The organism is Streptomyces sp. NPDC107575 (genome assembly GCF_055657265.1).
The window spans coordinates 715,847-730,517 of record NZ_JBVKBG010000004.1 but is presented as its reverse complement, the minus strand read 5'-3'; the positions used below and the strand labels follow the sequence as shown (position 1 = coordinate 730,517).

Genomic DNA, 14,671 nt, shown 5'->3' with positions numbered 1-14,671 from the left:
CGCGTCAGTCCCGGGGCCTGGCGCCGCCGTTCTCCGGGTCGATCGGGTCGTCCGGCCAGCTCTCGGTCGGGCTGTCGGTCGGGACCGGGAGCGTCTGCGTCGGCTCGTCGGTCGGCGTCTCACTGGTCGGCGTCTCGCTCGGCGTCGACTGCGTGGGCGTCGGCTCGGTCGACTCCGTCTCGCTCGGCGTCGGATCGGTCGACGGCTCCTCGGTCGGGGTGGCCGGGGCGGTCTTCGTGGGCTGGACGGCCTTGCCCATGTCGGTGTCCAGGTCGAACTTCCCGTTCGCGCTGGACGAGTTGAAGGTGTACTGCGCCCAGATCTGCGCCGGGAAGCTGCCGCCGTCGACGCGGGGCAGTCCGCCGGCGCCCTCCATGGACACGTGCGCGCCCGCCTCGGACGACTTCAGCGCGCCCTCGCCGAACAGGCCGACCGAGGTGACCAGGTCCGGCGTGTACCCGGTGAACCAGGCCGACTTGTTGTCGTCGGAGGTACCGGTCTTGCCCGCGACCTGCTGGCCCGCGCGGGCCGGGTTGTCGCGCACCGAGGTCTTCGCCGTACCGTCGTCGACCACGCCGGTGAGGACCGAGGTCACCGAGTCGGCGGCGCCGCGGCTGATCACCTGCTCCTCGGCCGGGTCGTCGAGCGGGATCTTGTCGCCCTGCTTGGAGACCGCCTTCACGATCCGCGGGGTGACCTTCTTGCCGTGGTTGTCGAGGGTCGCGTAGACGCCGGCCATCTCCATCGGGCTCGCGCCCATGGTGCCGAGGGTCTGCGCGGGGAACGGCTTGAGGTCGCCCGAGTCCATGCCGAGCTTCTTCGCCGTGGCCATCACCTGGTCCATGCCGACATCGACGCCGAGCTGCGCGAAGACGGAGTTGACGGACTTGTTCATGGCGGTCTGGACGGTGACCGGGCCGTAGCTCTTCTTGTCCTCGTTCGGCGGGGCGAAGCCGACCTTCTCGCCGTCGTCGACGACCGGCCGCTTGCTGGTGCCGTCGTAGATCGTGTCCGCGGTGATCCGCTGACCGGACTGCGTCGTGGCCTCGTTCTCCAGGGCGGCCGCGAGGATCAGCGGCTTGAACGTGGAGGCGGGCTGGTAATCGGTGCGGGTCGCGTTGTTGACGTAGTGCTCGCTGAGCCCCTCGCCGCCGTACATCGCGAGGACCTTGCCGGTCTTCGGGTCGAGGGATACGGCGCCGGCCTGCACGCGCGCGTCGGCCTTCTTGTCCTTGCGGTCGAGCTTGTCGTTCAGCTGCTGCTCGACCGACTTCTCCAGCTGCTTCTGCTTCTTGCGGTCGACGTTCAGCGTGATCGTGTAGCCGCCGGCGGTGAACTGCGCCTCGGTGAGGTTCAGTTCCTTCATCACCTCGTCCTTGGCGGCCTCGTAGAGGTAGCCCTCCTGGCCCTGGAGCCCGGACGCGGCCTTCGGCGGGATCGGCTTGTCGAACGTCATGTCCTGCCGCTTGCTCGCGTCCAGCCAGTGCATGTCGACCATGTTGTCGAGCACGTAGTTCCAGCGCGCCTTGGCCAGTTGCTTCCCGGTGTCGGACGCGATCGCCCAGTCGTACTGGTTCGGGGCCTGGAGCAGCGCGGCGAGGTACGCGCCCTGCGACACGGTCAGCTTCGAGGCGTCCTCGCCGTAGTACGCCTCGGCCGCCGCCTGGATGCCCCAGGCGCCGCGCCCGTAGTAGCTGGTGTTGATGTACCCGGCGAGGATGTCGTCCTTGGACTGCTTCTGGTCCACCTTCAGCGAGATGACCAGTTCCTTGAGCTTGCGGGAGACGGTCTGTTCCTGGGTCAGGTAGTAGTTCTTCACGTACTGCTGGGTGATCGTCGAACCACCCTGCTTGCCCTTGCCCAGGACGGTGTTGAGCACGCCGCGGGCGGTGCCCTTCAGGTCGACGCCCTTGTCCGTGTAGAACGTCTTGTTCTCGGCGGCGACGAAGGTGTGCTGGACGCCCTCGGGCACCTCGGCGAGGTCCACCAGCTCCCGGTTCACCTTGCCGGTGCGGGCCATCGTCGAACCGTCGCTGTACTTGTAGATGTTGCTCTGCACCTGGGCGTCGGGGTTGCCCTCCGGTACGTCGATCACCAGGTACAGCACGACGAACGCGCCCATGCACAGCAGCACGAGCCCGAAGAACGTGCCCAGGAGCTTCTTCCAGGTGAAGAAGCGGCGTATGCCCGACGGCCGCGCCGCGCGCTTGCGCGCCTTCCTCGCATCCGCTCGGCCCATGACCTCAGTCGCTCCGCTTCTTGTCCTTGTACGTGTACGCCTTCGCGTACGGGTACGAACCCAGTTCTCACGATCGTGCTGAATCGGCTCAAGAACCTAACCCGTCACTTATGTCGAATCTCCGTTGATTCGGCCATATCGGACGTGACAATCAGCACCTGCCCCATGGGAACCGACGAGCGAGAGGTGCGGATGGTTGCCGGACGCGATAAAGTGATATCACTTTGCTAGACCACGTTCGGGGCCTCGCGGCGACGAACGACCAGCTCAGAGAGACGGGGACAGCCATGTCCGAGACGGACGCCACACCGAACACTCCCGACGTACAGATGCCGAAGGCGCACGTGCGCGAGTTCACGGCCCACAGCATCGGCGGCGGACTCGCCCTGCTGCTCGGCCTCATCGGCCTGATCGTCGGCGGGGGCCTGATCGCGATCGCGGGGTCCACCGAGTCCGGGGGCGCCAGGGGCGCGCTCATCGCGGCGGGCGTCGTGGTCGCGATCGGCTCGGTCTTCGCCATGGCGGGCCTGAACATGGTGGCGCCGGGCGAGGCCCGCGTCGTGCAGCTCTTCGGCCGCTACCGGGGCACGATTCGCACGGACGGACTGCGCTGGGTCAACCCGCTGACCTCGCGCACCAAGATCTCGACGCGTGTGCGCAACCACGAGACGGCGGTCCTCAAGGTCAACGACGCGTACGGCAACCCGATCGAGCTCGCCGCGGTCGTCGTCTGGAAGGTCGAGGACACGGCCCAGGCGACCTTCGAGGTCGACGACTTCCTGGAGTTCGTCTCGACGCAGACCGAGGCGGCCGTCCGGCACATCGCCATCGAGTACCCGTACGACGCGCACGACGAGGAGGGCCTGTCGCTGCGCGGCAACGCCGAGGAGATCACGGAGAAGCTCGCCCTCGAGCTGCACGCGCGCGTGGAGGCGGCCGGCGTCCAGATCATCGAGTCCCGCTTCACGCACCTCGCGTACGCCCCCGAGATCGCGTCGGCGATGCTCCAGCGCCAGCAGGCGGGCGCGGTCGTGGCGGCCCGCCGCCAGATCGTCGACGGGGCGGTGGGCATGGTCGAGGCCGCGCTCGCCCGGATCGCCGAGCAGGACTTCGTGGAGCTGGACGAGGAGCGAAAGGCGACCATGGTCTCCAACCTGCTGGTCGTGCTGTGCGGGGACCGCGCCGCCCAGCCGGTCCTGAACACGGGAACGCTCTACCAGTGAGCCCGCGAGCGCCCCGCAAACAGGTCCTGCTGCGGCTCGATCCGGCCGTGCACGACGCGCTCGCGCGCTGGGCGGGCGAGGACCTGCGCTCGACCAACGCGCAGATCGAGTTCCTGCTGCGCCGGGCCCTCAAGGAGGCGGGGCGCCTACCGGGTTCGGCGGGGCCGATACCGAGGCGGGGCCGCCCCCCGGCCGACGAGACCGACTGAACGACACGGGGCTCCGCCCCGGACCCCGCTGCTCAATCGCCGCAGGGGCTTGAAACACCAAGCTCCTGCGGCGTCTTCATGGCCAGCTATACACACCGTGTATACGTGGTGTGTATAGTCACCGCATGTCCATCGGCCACACCCTCCTCGGGCTGCTCGAATCCGGGCCCCGCCACGGTTACGACCTCAAGCGCACCTTCGACGAGACGTTCGGGCACGACAAGCCACTGCACTACGGGCAGGTCTACTCGACCATGTCCCGCCTCCTGAAGAACGGCCTCGTCGAGGTCGACGGGATCGAGGCCGGCGACGGCCCGGAGCGCAAGCGGTACGCGATCACCGAAGCCGGCGTCACCGACGTACAGCGATGGCTCGCGACGCCGGAGAAGCCGGAGCCGTACCTCCAGTCGACCCTCTACACCAAGGTCGTCCTCGCCCTGCTGACCCGGCGCGACGCCACCGAACTCCTCGACGCGCAGCGCGCCGAGCATCTGCGCCTGATGCGCATCCTCACGGACCGCAAGCGCAAGGGCGACCTCGCCGACCAGCTCATCTGCGACCACGCCCTGTTCCACCTGGAAGCCGACCTGCGCTGGCTGGAACTGACCGCCGCGCGCCTCGACAAGCTCGCCGCGGAGGTCCGTCCGTCATGAGTTCCCCCACCGCACCCGCCGGCTCCCTGCTGGCCGCCGCCGACCTGCACAAGACGTACGGGCCGACCCCGGCCCTCGACGGCGCCTCCTTCTCCGTCCACCCGGGCGAGGTCGTCGCCGTCATGGGCCCCTCCGGCTCGGGCAAGTCGACGCTGCTGCACTGCCTCGCCGGGATCGTCACGCCGGACTCCGGCACCATCACGTACAACGGCCGCGAGCTGACCGCCATGTCCGACGCGGAGCGCAGCGCGCTGCGTCGCGGCGAGTTCGGCTTCGTGTTCCAGTTCGGCCAGCTGGTCCCGGAGTTGACGTGCGTCGAGAACGTCGCGCTCCCGCTGCGCCTGAACGGGGTGAAGCGCAAGGAGGCCGAGCGCCGGGCCGCCGAGTGGCTCCAGCGGCTGGAGGTCGACGACCTCGCGGGCAAGCGCCCGGGCGAGGTCTCCGGCGGCCAGGGCCAGCGCGTCGCCGTCGCCCGGTCGCTGGTGACGGGCCCGCGCGTGCTGTTCGCCGACGAGCCCACCGGCGCCCTCGACTCCCTCAACGGCGAGCGCGTCATGGAGCTGCTCACGGACGCCGCCCGCAGCACCGGCGCCGCCGTCGTCCTGGTCACCCACGAGACGCGGGTCGCCGCCTACTCGGACCGCGAGATCGTCGTACGGGACGGCAAGGCCCGGGACATGGAGTTCGCCCGATGACCCTCCTCGACGACCGGCCCGCCCAGGCCCCACCCGCACCCACGGCCCCCGGCCTCGCAGGCCGACTGCGCGACCTCGCGCTCGGCGTCCGCTTCGGCTTCTCCGGCGGCCGCGAGGGCTGGATCCGGACGCTGCTCACCGCGCTGGGCGTCGGCCTCGGCGTCGCCGTGCTGCTGGGCGCCGCGGCCGTGCCGAACTTCACGAGCGCGCGCAACGACCGCTACGACGCCCGCATGGTCAGCACGCTCGAACAGGACGTGCCGCGGTCGGACCGCACGCTGCTCACGCTCGACGGCTCCTCGGAGTACCGGGACGAGAGCATCGGCGGCTACATGGTGCGGCCCGAGGGCGGGCACCCCGTCCTGCCGCCCGGCGTCGACAAGCTGCCCGGCCCCGGCGAGATGCTGGTCTCGCCCGCGCTGCGCGACCTCCTCGCCTCCCCGAAGGGCGAACTGCTCAAGCAGCGCTACCACTTCCGCGATGTCGGCACCATCCACAACGCGGGCCTGAGCGATCCCTTCGACCTCTACATGTACGCGGGCAGCGACAGCCTGAGCACGGACCGCGGCGCCATCCGCGTCGACCACTTCGGGCAGCAGGGCGAGAGCAGTCCGCTCGACCCGGCCCTCGTACTCATGATCATTCTGGCCTGTGTGGTGCTGCTCGCGCCCGTCGCCGTCTTCGTCGCGACCGCCGTGCGGTTCGGCGGCGAGCGGCGCGACCGCAGGCTCGCCGCGCTGCGCCTGGTCGGTGCGGACGCCCGGATGACGCGGTGGGTGGCGGCCGGTGAGGCACTGCTCGGCACCCTCCTCGGGCTCGTGGCCGGCCTGCTGTTCTTCTTCGCCGGCCGGCAGGTGCTCGCCCACGTCGAGCTGTGGCGACTGGCCGCGTTCCCCGAGGACTTCACGCCGGTGCCGGTGCTCGCCGCGCTGATCCTGCTGGCGGTGCCGCTGTCCGCGATCGCCGTCACGGTGTTCGCCCTGCGCTCCGTGGCCATCGAGCCGCTCGGGGTCGTGCGGGGCGGCCGGGTGCGCAGCCGCAGGCTGTGGTGGCGACTGCTGTTCCTCGCCGTCGGCATCCTGATCCTGCTCCTGTCCGGCTCCGCCGCGGGCGCGTCCAGCCGCGGCATGATGCTGATCGCGGGCGGTGTCCTGCTCTCCCTCACCGGCCTGGTGCTCGTCCTCCCCTGGCTGGTGGAGGCCGTCGTGCGGCGACTGCGGGGCGGCCCCGTTCCCTGGCAACTGGCGACCCGCAGGCTCCAGTTGAACAGCAGCGGCGCCACCCGCGCGATCTCCGGCATCACCATCGCGGTGGCCGGCGGCATCGCCCTTCAGATGTACACCGTCGGCATCAACGACAGCTTCAGCACCTCGACCGGCCAGGACCCCCACCGCGCCCAGATCGGCGCGAACACCAACTTCGCGAGCGGTGCGATGGCCGACCAAATGGTCAAGGAGTTCCGGACCACCGAGGGCGTCAAGAAGGTCATCGGCACGGTCATCACCTCGGCCGAACTCGTGGGCGCGAAGCCCGCGGAGGACGGTTACCCCCCGTCCACCTCGCTGTCCGTCGGCTCCTGCCCCTCGCTGCGCGAACTCGCCCACCTGCCGTCATGCTCGGACGGCGACGTCTTCCGCGTGACCCGCTCCCACGACTCGTACAACGACGAGCAGTTGGAGAAGGTCGCCGTGCCCGGCGGGCGGCTCGTCGTGGACGACCCCGAGGACTCCGGCCGCCCCGGTCCGAAGCCGGTGCACTGGTCGCTGCCCGAGGACGTGCGCACCGTCGACTCCCGCAAGGACCCGGCGGGCGAGTACTACGGCGGCATCCTCGCCACTCCGGGCGCGCTCGACGCGTCGACCCTGCACACCGCGTCGACCAGCGCGCAGATCCAGATCGACGAGAACGTTCCGGACGCCGCGGACCACGTGCGCAACACCGCGTTCGCGATCGACCCGGGCATGCAGGTGTGGACGAACGCGTTCGTGTCCCGCGACAAGGAGTACGCGAGCATCCGCACGGCCCTGTTCACGGCCGCCGCCCTCACCATGGTGATCATCGCGGCGTCGATGCTGGTCTCGCAGATCGAGCAACTCCGCGAACGCAAGCGGCTGTTGTCGGTGCTCGTCGCCCACGGCACCAAGCGCTCGACACTCGCCTGGTCCGTGCTGTGGCAGACGGCGATCCCGGTCGCCCTCGGCATGGCCATCGCCGTGACGGGCGGACTGACCCTCGGCTGGCTGATGCTGCGCCTGGTCGACAAACCGGTGACCGACTGGCTGCTGTTCCTCCCACTGACCGGCGTGGGTGCCGCCCTCGTCGCGGCGGTCACCCTGCTGTCCCTGCCCCCGCTGTACCGCATGATGCGCGCGGAGGGCCTGCGCACGGAGTGACGCGGGTCAGCCGCCGAGGATCCGGACCGGCAGGCCCTGCAGGGCGGTGCGCAGGGCCGCGGCCAGCTCCTCGTACTCCGCGGAGCGCGCCGCCCCCGTCCGCATGGCGAAGGCCACGCGGCGCGAGGGGGCGGGCTCCGCGAAGTACCCGGTGAGCAGCTGGCTGCTCCGGCTGGTCTCGACGGACACGGCGGTGCGCGGCAGCAGCGTCACCCCGAGGCCGCCCGCGACGAGCTGGACCAGCGTGGCGAGCCCGGCGGCGGTCGTGGCGACGGGAGCGTCGTCGCGGCCCGCCTCCCGGCAGATGTCGAGCGCCTGGTCGCGCAGGCAGTGCCCCTCGTCCAGGAGCAGCAGGTTCAGCTCGCGCAGCGCCTCCCGTGGAATCCCCTCCCGGCCGCCGAGCCAGTGGTCGAGCGGCGTGACGAGCACGAAGTCCTCGTCGAACAGCGGGAGTTCGGTCATGCCCGGCACCCCGAGCGGCACGGCGAGCAGCAGCAGGTCGAGCCGCCCCGCGCCCAGGCCCTCGATGAGCGAGGACGTCTGCTCCTCGTGCACCTGGAGGTCCAGGTCGGGATACCTGTCGTGGACGAGCCGCAGCACCGTCGGCAGCAGATACGGCGCCACCGTGGGAATCACCCCGAGCCGCAGCACGCCCGTGAACGGCGCCCGCACCGCCTCGGCCTCCTCGACGAGCGCGCCGACCTCGTCGAGCACCGCCTTGGCCCGCACCGCGATCCGCTCCCCGGCCGGCGAGAGCAGCACCTTTCTCGTCGTACGCTCGAGAAGGGTCACCCCCAGTACCTCCTCGAGCGCCGAGACCGCGCCCGACAGCGCGGGCTGACTCATCCCGATCGCCGCCGCCGCGTCCCGGAAGTGCAGATGCTCCGCGACCGCGGCGAACGCCCGCAACTGCGCCAGGCTCGGCTGCCTGCGCCGAGCCCCCACGGGCTTTCCGTTCTGGGCGCCCACTGATAGCCACCTCCGATCAACATGACCGAGTCTAGCTATTTCCATAATCAATGCACCCTGTGCCACGATCTTGAGCAGTCCAACCCATGGAAACAGCCCCAAAAGGGATGTCTCCTACTGCAAGGAGTTCGTGTGCTCACTGTCGGTGACAAGTTCCCCGAGTTCGACCTGACTGCCTGTGTCTCGCTGGAGAAGGGCTCTGAGTTCGAGCAGATCAACCACAAGACCTACGAGGGCAAGTGGAAGATCGTCTTCGCGTGGCCCAAGGACTTCACCTTCGTGTGCCCCACCGAGATCGCCGCGTTCGGCAAGCTGAACGAGGAGTTCGCCGACCGTGACGCCCAGATCCTCGGCTTCTCCGGCGACTCCGAGTTCGTGCACCACGCCTGGCGCAAGGACCACCCGGACCTGACGGACCTGCCCTTCCCGATGATGGCCGACTCGAAGCACGAGCTCATGCGTGACCTCGGCATCGAGGGCGAGGACGGCTTCGCGCAGCGCGCCGTCTTCATCGTCGACCAGAACAACGAGATCCAGTTCACGATGGTGACCGCCGGCTCCGTCGGCCGTAACCCGAAGGAGGTCCTCCGGGTCCTCGACGCCCTCCAGACGGACGAGCTCTGCCCGTGCAACTGGAGCCAGGGCGAGGACACCCTGGACCCGGTCGCGCTGCTGGCCGGTGAGTGAGCATGGCCCTCGATGAACTGAAGTCCGCCGTTCCGGACTACGCCAAGGACCTGAAGCTCAACCTGGGCTCGGTCATCGGCAACTCGGACCTTCCGGCCCAGCAGCTGTGGGGCACGGTCCTGGCGACCGCCATCGCCTCCCGGTCCCCGCGCGTGCTGCGCGAGCTGGAGCCCGAGGCGAAGGCGAACCTGTCGGCGGAGGCGTACACCGCCGCGAAGTCGGCCGCCGCCATCATGTCGATGAACAACGTCTTCTACCGCACGCGTCACCTGCTCTCGGACAACGAGTACGGGACGATGCGCGCGGGTCTGCGGATGAACGTCATCGGCAACCCGGGTGTCGACAAGGTCGACTTCGAGCTGTGGTCCTTCGCGGTCTCCGCGATCAACGGCTGCGGCATGTGCCTCGACTCGCACGAGCAGGTCCTGCGCAAGGCCGGTGTCGACCGTGAGGTCGTCCAGGAGGCCTTCAAGATCGCCTCTGTGATCCAGGCGGTCGGCGTCACGCTCGACGCGGAAGACGCGCTGGCGTAACACTTTTAAGCCCCTGCGGCGATTGAGCAGCGGGGTCCGGGGCAGAGCCCCGAGGCCTCAGCCACGGCACCGCCTGCTCAATCGCCGCAGGGGCTTTATTTGACGTGGGCCTCCTGGGACCACGCCCGCAAGTAGACGACCACCGTGTTCGTGACAGCCACCAGCGGCACCGCCACCACCGCTCCCCCGATGCCGGACACCATGCCGCCCGCGGCCACCGCCAGGACGACGGCCAGCGGGTGCACGCGCACCGCGCGGCCCAGGATGAACGGCTGCAGGATGTGGCCCTCGATCTGCTGCACCGCGAGCACCACGCCCAGCGTCATCACCGCGGCGAACACGCCCTGCGTCACCAGCGCGACGACCACCGCGAGCGCGCCCGAGACGACGGCGCCCACCAGCGGGATGAACGCGAACAGGAAGATGAAGACGGCGAGCGGCACCGCCATCGGCACGCCGAGGAAGAAGATGCCGAGGCCGATGAAGATGGCGTCGATCAGGGCCACTATCACCGTGCCGCGCACGTAGGCGGTCAGCGTGCGCCACGCCCGCGGCCCCGCGCCCGCGATCCCGGGACGGGCCTGCGCCGGGACGAGCCCCAGGGTCCACTGCCAGATCCGCTTGCCGTCGTAGAGCAGGAACAGCGTCGAGAACATCGTGAGGAGTACGCCCGTCAGCGCCTCGACGATGACGGTCACGCCCTCCAGGCCCGCGGACGTGATCTCGTCCGTGTTCGCGCCGACCGCGTCGCGCAGCGACTTGGCGATGTCGTTGATCTGACCGTCGGTCACATGGAAGGGGCTGTTGAGCAGCCAGCGGCGCAGGTCGTCGATGCCGTCCTGGACCTGCTCGGAGAGCTGGTCGATGTTCTCCTGGACCTGCCAGACCACGAACCAGCCGACGAGCCCCATGATGACGAAGCCGAGGATCGCGGTCAGTGCCGTGGCGAGGCCGCGCGGCACACCGCGGCGCATGAGCCGCGCCACCGTCGGCTGCAGCAGCGCGGTGATGAGCAGCGCCGCGACGAACGCGAAGATCACCAGCTGCACCGAGCTGATGACCTTCATCAGCACCCAGAGCGTCCCGGCGAGCACCAGGAGCCGCCAGCCCGCCTCCGCCGCCACCCGCAGGCCCCACGGCACGGCGACGGCCGGCTCGGGGCGCGGCGAGACGGCCGGCGCGTACGCGGGCGGTGCGGGCACCTGGTCCGTGTCGTGCGCCGGCTGTGCTTCGGCCGGGCCCGGTGCGCCGGGATCCGGCACGGGAGGCACGGCCGGTGCCCGCGTGGGCCGGGGCGGCAGCTCCGCCTCCTCGGCACGCTCGGCCTCCGCGCGGCGCTCGTCCAGGCGCTCGCCCACCTTGCTGATTCCCGCGCCGACCCGGCCGAGCCACCCTGGAACTCGCGACATCATCCGTCCTCTTTGAGCCTTTGGCACCGACCGTATCGCGTGGAAACGCCGAAGCCCCTCACCGTGAGGACGGTGAGGGGCTTCGCGAGGTTGCGAACTACTGGTTGCTCAGTACCAGTTGTTGGCCTGCCAGAACGACCAGGCCTCGCAGGGGCTGCCGTAGCGGTCGTTCATGTAACCGAGGCCCCACTTTATCTGCGTGGCCGGGTTGGTCTGCCAGTCGGCGCCCGCCGACGACATCTTGGTTCCGGGCAGTGCCTGGAAGAGACCGTAGGCACCGGACGAGGCGTTGACGGCCTTGTAGTTCCAGCTGGACTCGTGGTCCACGATGTTGCTGAAGCACTGGAACTGTCCGGACGGCACCATCTGACGGGCCATCGACTGGACCTGGGCGACGCTGTACGAAGCCTGGGTGGCGAAGTCGGAGGCGTCGCGGGTGGCCGAGCGGCTGGCGGCCGCCTTCTTGGCTGCCTCGCGCTCCTTGGCCTCCTTCTCGGCCTTCTCCTTGGCCTCCTTGGCGTCCTGTGCGGCCTGCTGCTTGGCGACCGCGTCCTCTGCTGCCTGCTTCCGGGCGGACTCCTCGGCGGACTTCTGCGCAGCCGTGTCGGCCGCGATGGCCTGGGTCTGCGCCTGCTGCTTCAGCGACGAGGTCTGCACCTGCGCCTGCTGGCCAGCGGGGATGTCAGCGAGGAGAGTCGCGTCGCTCGCCGTTGCCTCAGCCTCGTGAGAGGGCTGACCGGTGCTGCCCGAGGCAACACCAACAACAGCTCCGACGGTGGTGACCGCGGTGGCCGAGGCCACTGCGAATCCCCGGACCGAAATCCGGCTCACACGGTTTCCTTCCAGCATCGCCCGCTTGAGTGTGACCGTCGCGGACGCAATCGTGCCCCTGGCACTGGTCTCCCAACTGCGGGGTCACGGGAGACACGGGCCCGGTGGACAACTCCCGTGACGGGAGCGCCGCGTGGTGCTCGGGCGGCATACGACGGCCTCTATGTAGTTCAGATGCAGCGGGTGCTGCTGTGGTTTCGTACCGCTGGGGGCACGCAAGTGTCGTATGCGGGGCCTGACAGGACCGTGACTCTGCCGTATCGGAGCGTGGCAAGGCAATTCCCCACCGCGTGTGAAAGGTCACACCTCGTTTGCTCCACGGGATTTTCGGAAACGAGCACACGCCGCGGCGCCGCCCGGCTAGGCTCTCCCGCCTTGCCGAACGGCGCCAAATGGGACGAACAGGCCCTGTACGGGCTAGATCTGACCGTCCTCCAGCATTTCGGTCACCAGGGCCGCGATCTGCGACCTTTCCGATCGGGTGAGCGTGACGTGCGCGAAGAGCGGATGTCCCTTCAGCTTCTCGACGACCGCGACGACGCCGTCGTACCGGCCGACCCGGAGGTTGTCGCGCTGCGCGACGTCATGGGTGAGGACGACACGCGAATTCGCCCCAATGCGTGAAAGGACCGTCAGCAGGACGTTCCGCTCCAGGGACTGCGCCTCGTCCACGATCACGAACGCGTCGTGCAGCGAGCGGCCCCTGATGTGGGTGAGCGGCAGGACCTCCAGCATCCCGCGCGCGGTGACCTCTTCGATCACCTCGCGCGAGGTGACGGCGGACAGCGTGTCGAAGACCGCCTGCGCCCACGGGCCCATCTTCTCGGCCTCGCTGCCCGGCAGATAGCCGAGCTCCTGGCCGCCGACCGCGTAGAGGGGCCGGAAGACCATCACCTTCTGGTGCTGACGCCGCTCCAGGACGGCCTCCAGGCCCGCGCAGAGCGCGAGCGCGGACTTGCCGGTGCCGGCCCGGCCGCCCATCGAGATGATCCCGACGTCAGGGTCGAGCAGCAGATCGAGGGCGATCCGCTGCTCGGCGCTGCGCCCCTTGAGACCGAAGGCCTCCCGGTCGCCGCGCACCAGGCGGACGTTGCCCTCGGGCGTGACGCGGCCGAGCGCCTTGCCGCGCTCGGACTGGATCGTCAGGCCCGTGTGCACGGGAAGGTCGGCGGCCTCGGGCACGTAGAGGGTGTCCTCTTCGAAGAGGAGGTCGACCTGCTCGGCGGGCAGCGTCAGCTCGGACATGCCGGTCCAGCCGGAGTCCGTGATGGCGAGTTCGGCGCGGTACTCCTCGGCGAGGAGGCCCACGGAGGACGCCTTGATCCGCAGCGGCAGGTCCTTCGACACGACGGTGACGTCGTACCCCTCGGCCTGCAGATTGCGGGCGACGGCCAGGATGCGGCTGTCGTTGTCGCCCAGGCGGTAGCCCGAGGGCAGCACGCTGGGATCGGAGTGGTTGAGCTCGACGCGCAGGGTGCCGCCCAGTTCGCCGGTCGGAATCGGCGCGTCCAGGCGTCCGTGGCGGATCCGGTAGTCGTCGAGCAGGCGCAGTGCCTGCCTGGCGAAGTAACCCAGCTCCGGATGATTCCGCTTGGCCTCCAGCTCCGTGACCACGACGACAGGAAGGACCACTTCGTGTTCGTCGAACCGGGTCATGGAGTTCGGATCGGCCAGCAGGACGCTGGTGTCGAGTACATAGGTGCGCCGGTCGGGCTTGGGAAGGCGCTTGTTACTGGTCACCACGGAAGGACGTACCCCCTCGGATGAGGTCGGGGAGCGACGGATTTTTCGGGGCCGGTTCATCGGCCGCGATGCGCGGGCCGAGAACCGGCCCTCCAAGTCGTCTTCCGTACCCATCTGCGTACGGTCGTCCTGGTGCAAAGGGCCTCCCGGGCGGACGGCCCGTGCCGCCCGCTGAGATGCGGTGTCCTTGGTTCGGGCACCGACTTGGAAGGCTTATTCCCTCGAACAAGCGCCGCCATGCAAAGGCACATGACGGCGCGTTCGTTAACTCCTGGTGACGTACGTCTCCCGGTGACCGGGGGTCAGCCGCCGAAACGGCGGTGGCGCAGGGCGTAGTCGCGCATCGCGCGCAGGAAGTCGACCTTGCGGAAGGCCGGCCAGAAGACGTCACAGAAGTAGTACTCGGAGTGGGCCGTCTGCCAGAGCATGAAGCCGGACAGGCGCTGCTCGCCGCTGGTGCGGATGACCAGATCCGGGTCGGGCTGCTCCTTGGTGTAGAGGTGCTTGCCGATGGCGTCGACCGTGACCGTCTCGGCGACGTCCTCGAGCGAGCTCCCCCGGTCGGAGGCGTCGAGCAGCATCGAGCGGACGGCGTCGGCGATCTCCTGGCGGCCGCCGTAGCCGATCGCGACGTTGACCACTATTCCGTCGCGCCCCGCGGTGGACTCCTCCGCCTCCTTGAGCACGGCCTGCATGCCCGACGGGAGGATGTCGGTGTTGCCCACGTGCTGCACGCGCCAGCGGCCGTCCTCGGCGAGCGTGCGCACGGTGTCCTCGATGATGCCGAGGAGCGGGACCAGCTCCTCCTGGGGGCGGTCGAAGTTGTCCGTCGACAGCAGCCAGAGGGTGACGACCTCGACGTCCGTCTCGCTGCACCAGCCGAGGAACTCCTCGATCTTGGCCGCGCCCGCCTGGTGGCCCTGGGCGGTGGTGGATCCGGCGGCCTTGGCCCAGCGGCGGTTGCCATCCATGATGACGCCGATGTGCTTGGGCACCTGGGCGTGGTCCAGGTGGCCTTCCACCCGGCGTGCGTACAGCCTGACCAGCAGGCCGCGCAGCCTGTCGCGCAGGTTCACGGTCTTTTTGC

13 protein-coding genes are annotated in these 14,671 nt (G+C 69.5%); 7 read left to right on the top strand and 6 right to left on the bottom strand.

The genetic code is table 11. The features are described 5' to 3' along the window. Positions 1 to 4: 4 nt before the first annotated feature. Complete coding sequence (locus ACZ7L4_RS23015; protein ID WP_472105095.1) at positions 5 to 2,239, bottom strand: transglycosylase domain-containing protein; 2,235 nt, start codon at positions 2,237 to 2,239, stop codon at positions 5 to 7. Between the two features lie 287 nt (positions 2,240 to 2,526). Between ACZ7L4_RS23015 and ACZ7L4_RS23010 the strand changes: the two genes are divergently transcribed. The 5 genes from ACZ7L4_RS23010 (at position 2,527) to ACZ7L4_RS22990 (ending at position 7,412) form a co-directional block, all read left to right on the top strand. After that, positions 2,527 to 3,462: an SPFH domain-containing protein gene (locus ACZ7L4_RS23010; RefSeq protein WP_472105093.1), complete on the top strand. Its 936-nt coding sequence runs from the start codon at positions 2,527 to 2,529 to the stop codon at positions 3,460 to 3,462. Next, positions 3,408 to 3,671 (top strand): type II toxin-antitoxin system antitoxin, encoded by a 264-nt coding sequence (locus ACZ7L4_RS23005; protein ID WP_472105091.1) that lies wholly within the window; start codon positions 3,408 to 3,410, stop codon positions 3,669 to 3,671. Before ACZ7L4_RS23010 ends, ACZ7L4_RS23005 begins: the two co-directional genes overlap by 55 nt. A gap of 125 nt (positions 3,672 to 3,796) precedes the next feature. Next, on the top strand, positions 3,797 to 4,324 hold the full coding sequence (locus ACZ7L4_RS23000) for a PadR family transcriptional regulator (RefSeq protein WP_472105090.1): 528 nt from the start codon (positions 3,797 to 3,799) through the stop codon (positions 4,322 to 4,324). Next, complete coding sequence (locus ACZ7L4_RS22995; protein WP_472105088.1) at positions 4,321 to 5,019, top strand: ABC transporter ATP-binding protein; 699 nt, start codon at positions 4,321 to 4,323, stop codon at positions 5,017 to 5,019. The genes ACZ7L4_RS23000 and ACZ7L4_RS22995 overlap by 4 nt, the downstream gene beginning before the upstream one ends. Then, complete coding sequence (locus tag ACZ7L4_RS22990; RefSeq protein WP_472105086.1) at positions 5,016 to 7,412, top strand: FtsX-like permease family protein; 2,397 nt, start codon at positions 5,016 to 5,018, stop codon at positions 7,410 to 7,412. The genes ACZ7L4_RS22995 and ACZ7L4_RS22990 overlap by 4 nt, the downstream gene beginning before the upstream one ends. A gap of 6 nt (positions 7,413 to 7,418) precedes the next feature. On the opposite strand, the gene ACZ7L4_RS22985 is transcribed toward ACZ7L4_RS22990, so the two are convergent. Continuing rightward, positions 7,419 to 8,357 carry a LysR substrate-binding domain-containing protein gene (locus ACZ7L4_RS22985; RefSeq protein ID WP_472105649.1) on the bottom strand — a complete coding sequence of 313 codons (939 nt, stop codon included), beginning with the start codon at positions 8,355 to 8,357 and terminating at the stop codon, positions 7,419 to 7,421. A 156-nt stretch (positions 8,358 to 8,513) separates the two neighbouring features. Here ACZ7L4_RS22985 and ACZ7L4_RS22980 point away from each other — a divergent pair, with 156 nt between their 5' ends. Both ACZ7L4_RS22980 and ACZ7L4_RS22975 read left to right on the top strand, forming a co-directional pair. Then, the gene (locus ACZ7L4_RS22980; protein WP_399227668.1) at positions 8,514 to 9,068 is read left to right on the top strand and encodes a peroxiredoxin; all 555 of its coding nucleotides are present in this window, start codon (positions 8,514 to 8,516) and stop codon (positions 9,066 to 9,068) included. Between the two features lie 2 nt (positions 9,069 to 9,070). Continuing rightward, complete coding sequence (locus ACZ7L4_RS22975; protein WP_425830090.1) at positions 9,071 to 9,601, top strand: alkyl hydroperoxide reductase; 531 nt, start codon at positions 9,071 to 9,073, stop codon at positions 9,599 to 9,601. A gap of 95 nt (positions 9,602 to 9,696) precedes the next feature. On the opposite strand, the gene ACZ7L4_RS22970 is transcribed toward ACZ7L4_RS22975, so the two are convergent. From ACZ7L4_RS22970 to ACZ7L4_RS22955, 4 genes are all read right to left on the bottom strand, one after another. Continuing rightward, positions 9,697 to 11,010: an AI-2E family transporter gene (locus tag ACZ7L4_RS22970; RefSeq protein ID WP_472105083.1), complete on the bottom strand. Its 1,314-nt coding sequence runs from the start codon at positions 11,008 to 11,010 to the stop codon at positions 9,697 to 9,699. A 108-nt stretch (positions 11,011 to 11,118) separates the two neighbouring features. Next, positions 11,119 to 11,841, bottom strand: a complete 723-nt coding sequence (locus ACZ7L4_RS22965; protein WP_450815565.1) for an aggregation-promoting factor C-terminal-like domain-containing protein — start codon at positions 11,839 to 11,841, stop codon at positions 11,119 to 11,121. Between the two features lie 417 nt (positions 11,842 to 12,258). Further along, positions 12,259 to 13,584, bottom strand: a complete 1,326-nt coding sequence (locus ACZ7L4_RS22960) for a PhoH family protein (protein ID WP_399227672.1) — start codon at positions 13,582 to 13,584, stop codon at positions 12,259 to 12,261. A 302-nt stretch (positions 13,585 to 13,886) separates the two neighbouring features. Beyond that, a complete protein-coding gene (locus tag ACZ7L4_RS22955) occupies positions 13,887 to 14,660 on the bottom strand; it encodes an isoprenyl transferase (protein WP_450815569.1) in 774 nt (257 codons plus the stop codon). Positions 14,661 to 14,671: the final 11 nt, after the last annotated feature.

Excerpts from the sequence above, each read along its gene's own strand:
- ACZ7L4_RS23015 (WP_472105095.1), bottom strand. The coding sequence starts at position 2,239 with ATGGGCCGAGCGGATGCGAGGAAGGCGCGCAAGCGCGCGGCGCGGCCG.
- ACZ7L4_RS23010 (WP_472105093.1), top strand. The coding sequence starts at position 2,527 with ATGTCCGAGACGGACGCCACACCGAACACTCCCGACGTACAGATGCCG.
- ACZ7L4_RS23000 (WP_472105090.1), top strand. The coding sequence starts at position 3,797 with ATGTCCATCGGCCACACCCTCCTCGGGCTGCTCGAATCCGGGCCCCGC.
- ACZ7L4_RS22995 (WP_472105088.1), top strand. The coding sequence starts at position 4,321 with ATGAGTTCCCCCACCGCACCCGCCGGCTCCCTGCTGGCCGCCGCCGAC.
- ACZ7L4_RS22990 (WP_472105086.1), top strand. The coding sequence starts at position 5,016 with ATGACCCTCCTCGACGACCGGCCCGCCCAGGCCCCACCCGCACCCACG.
- ACZ7L4_RS22975 (WP_425830090.1), top strand. The coding sequence starts at position 9,071 with ATGGCCCTCGATGAACTGAAGTCCGCCGTTCCGGACTACGCCAAGGAC.
- ACZ7L4_RS22970 (WP_472105083.1), bottom strand. The coding sequence starts at position 11,010 with ATGTCGCGAGTTCCAGGGTGGCTCGGCCGGGTCGGCGCGGGAATCAGC.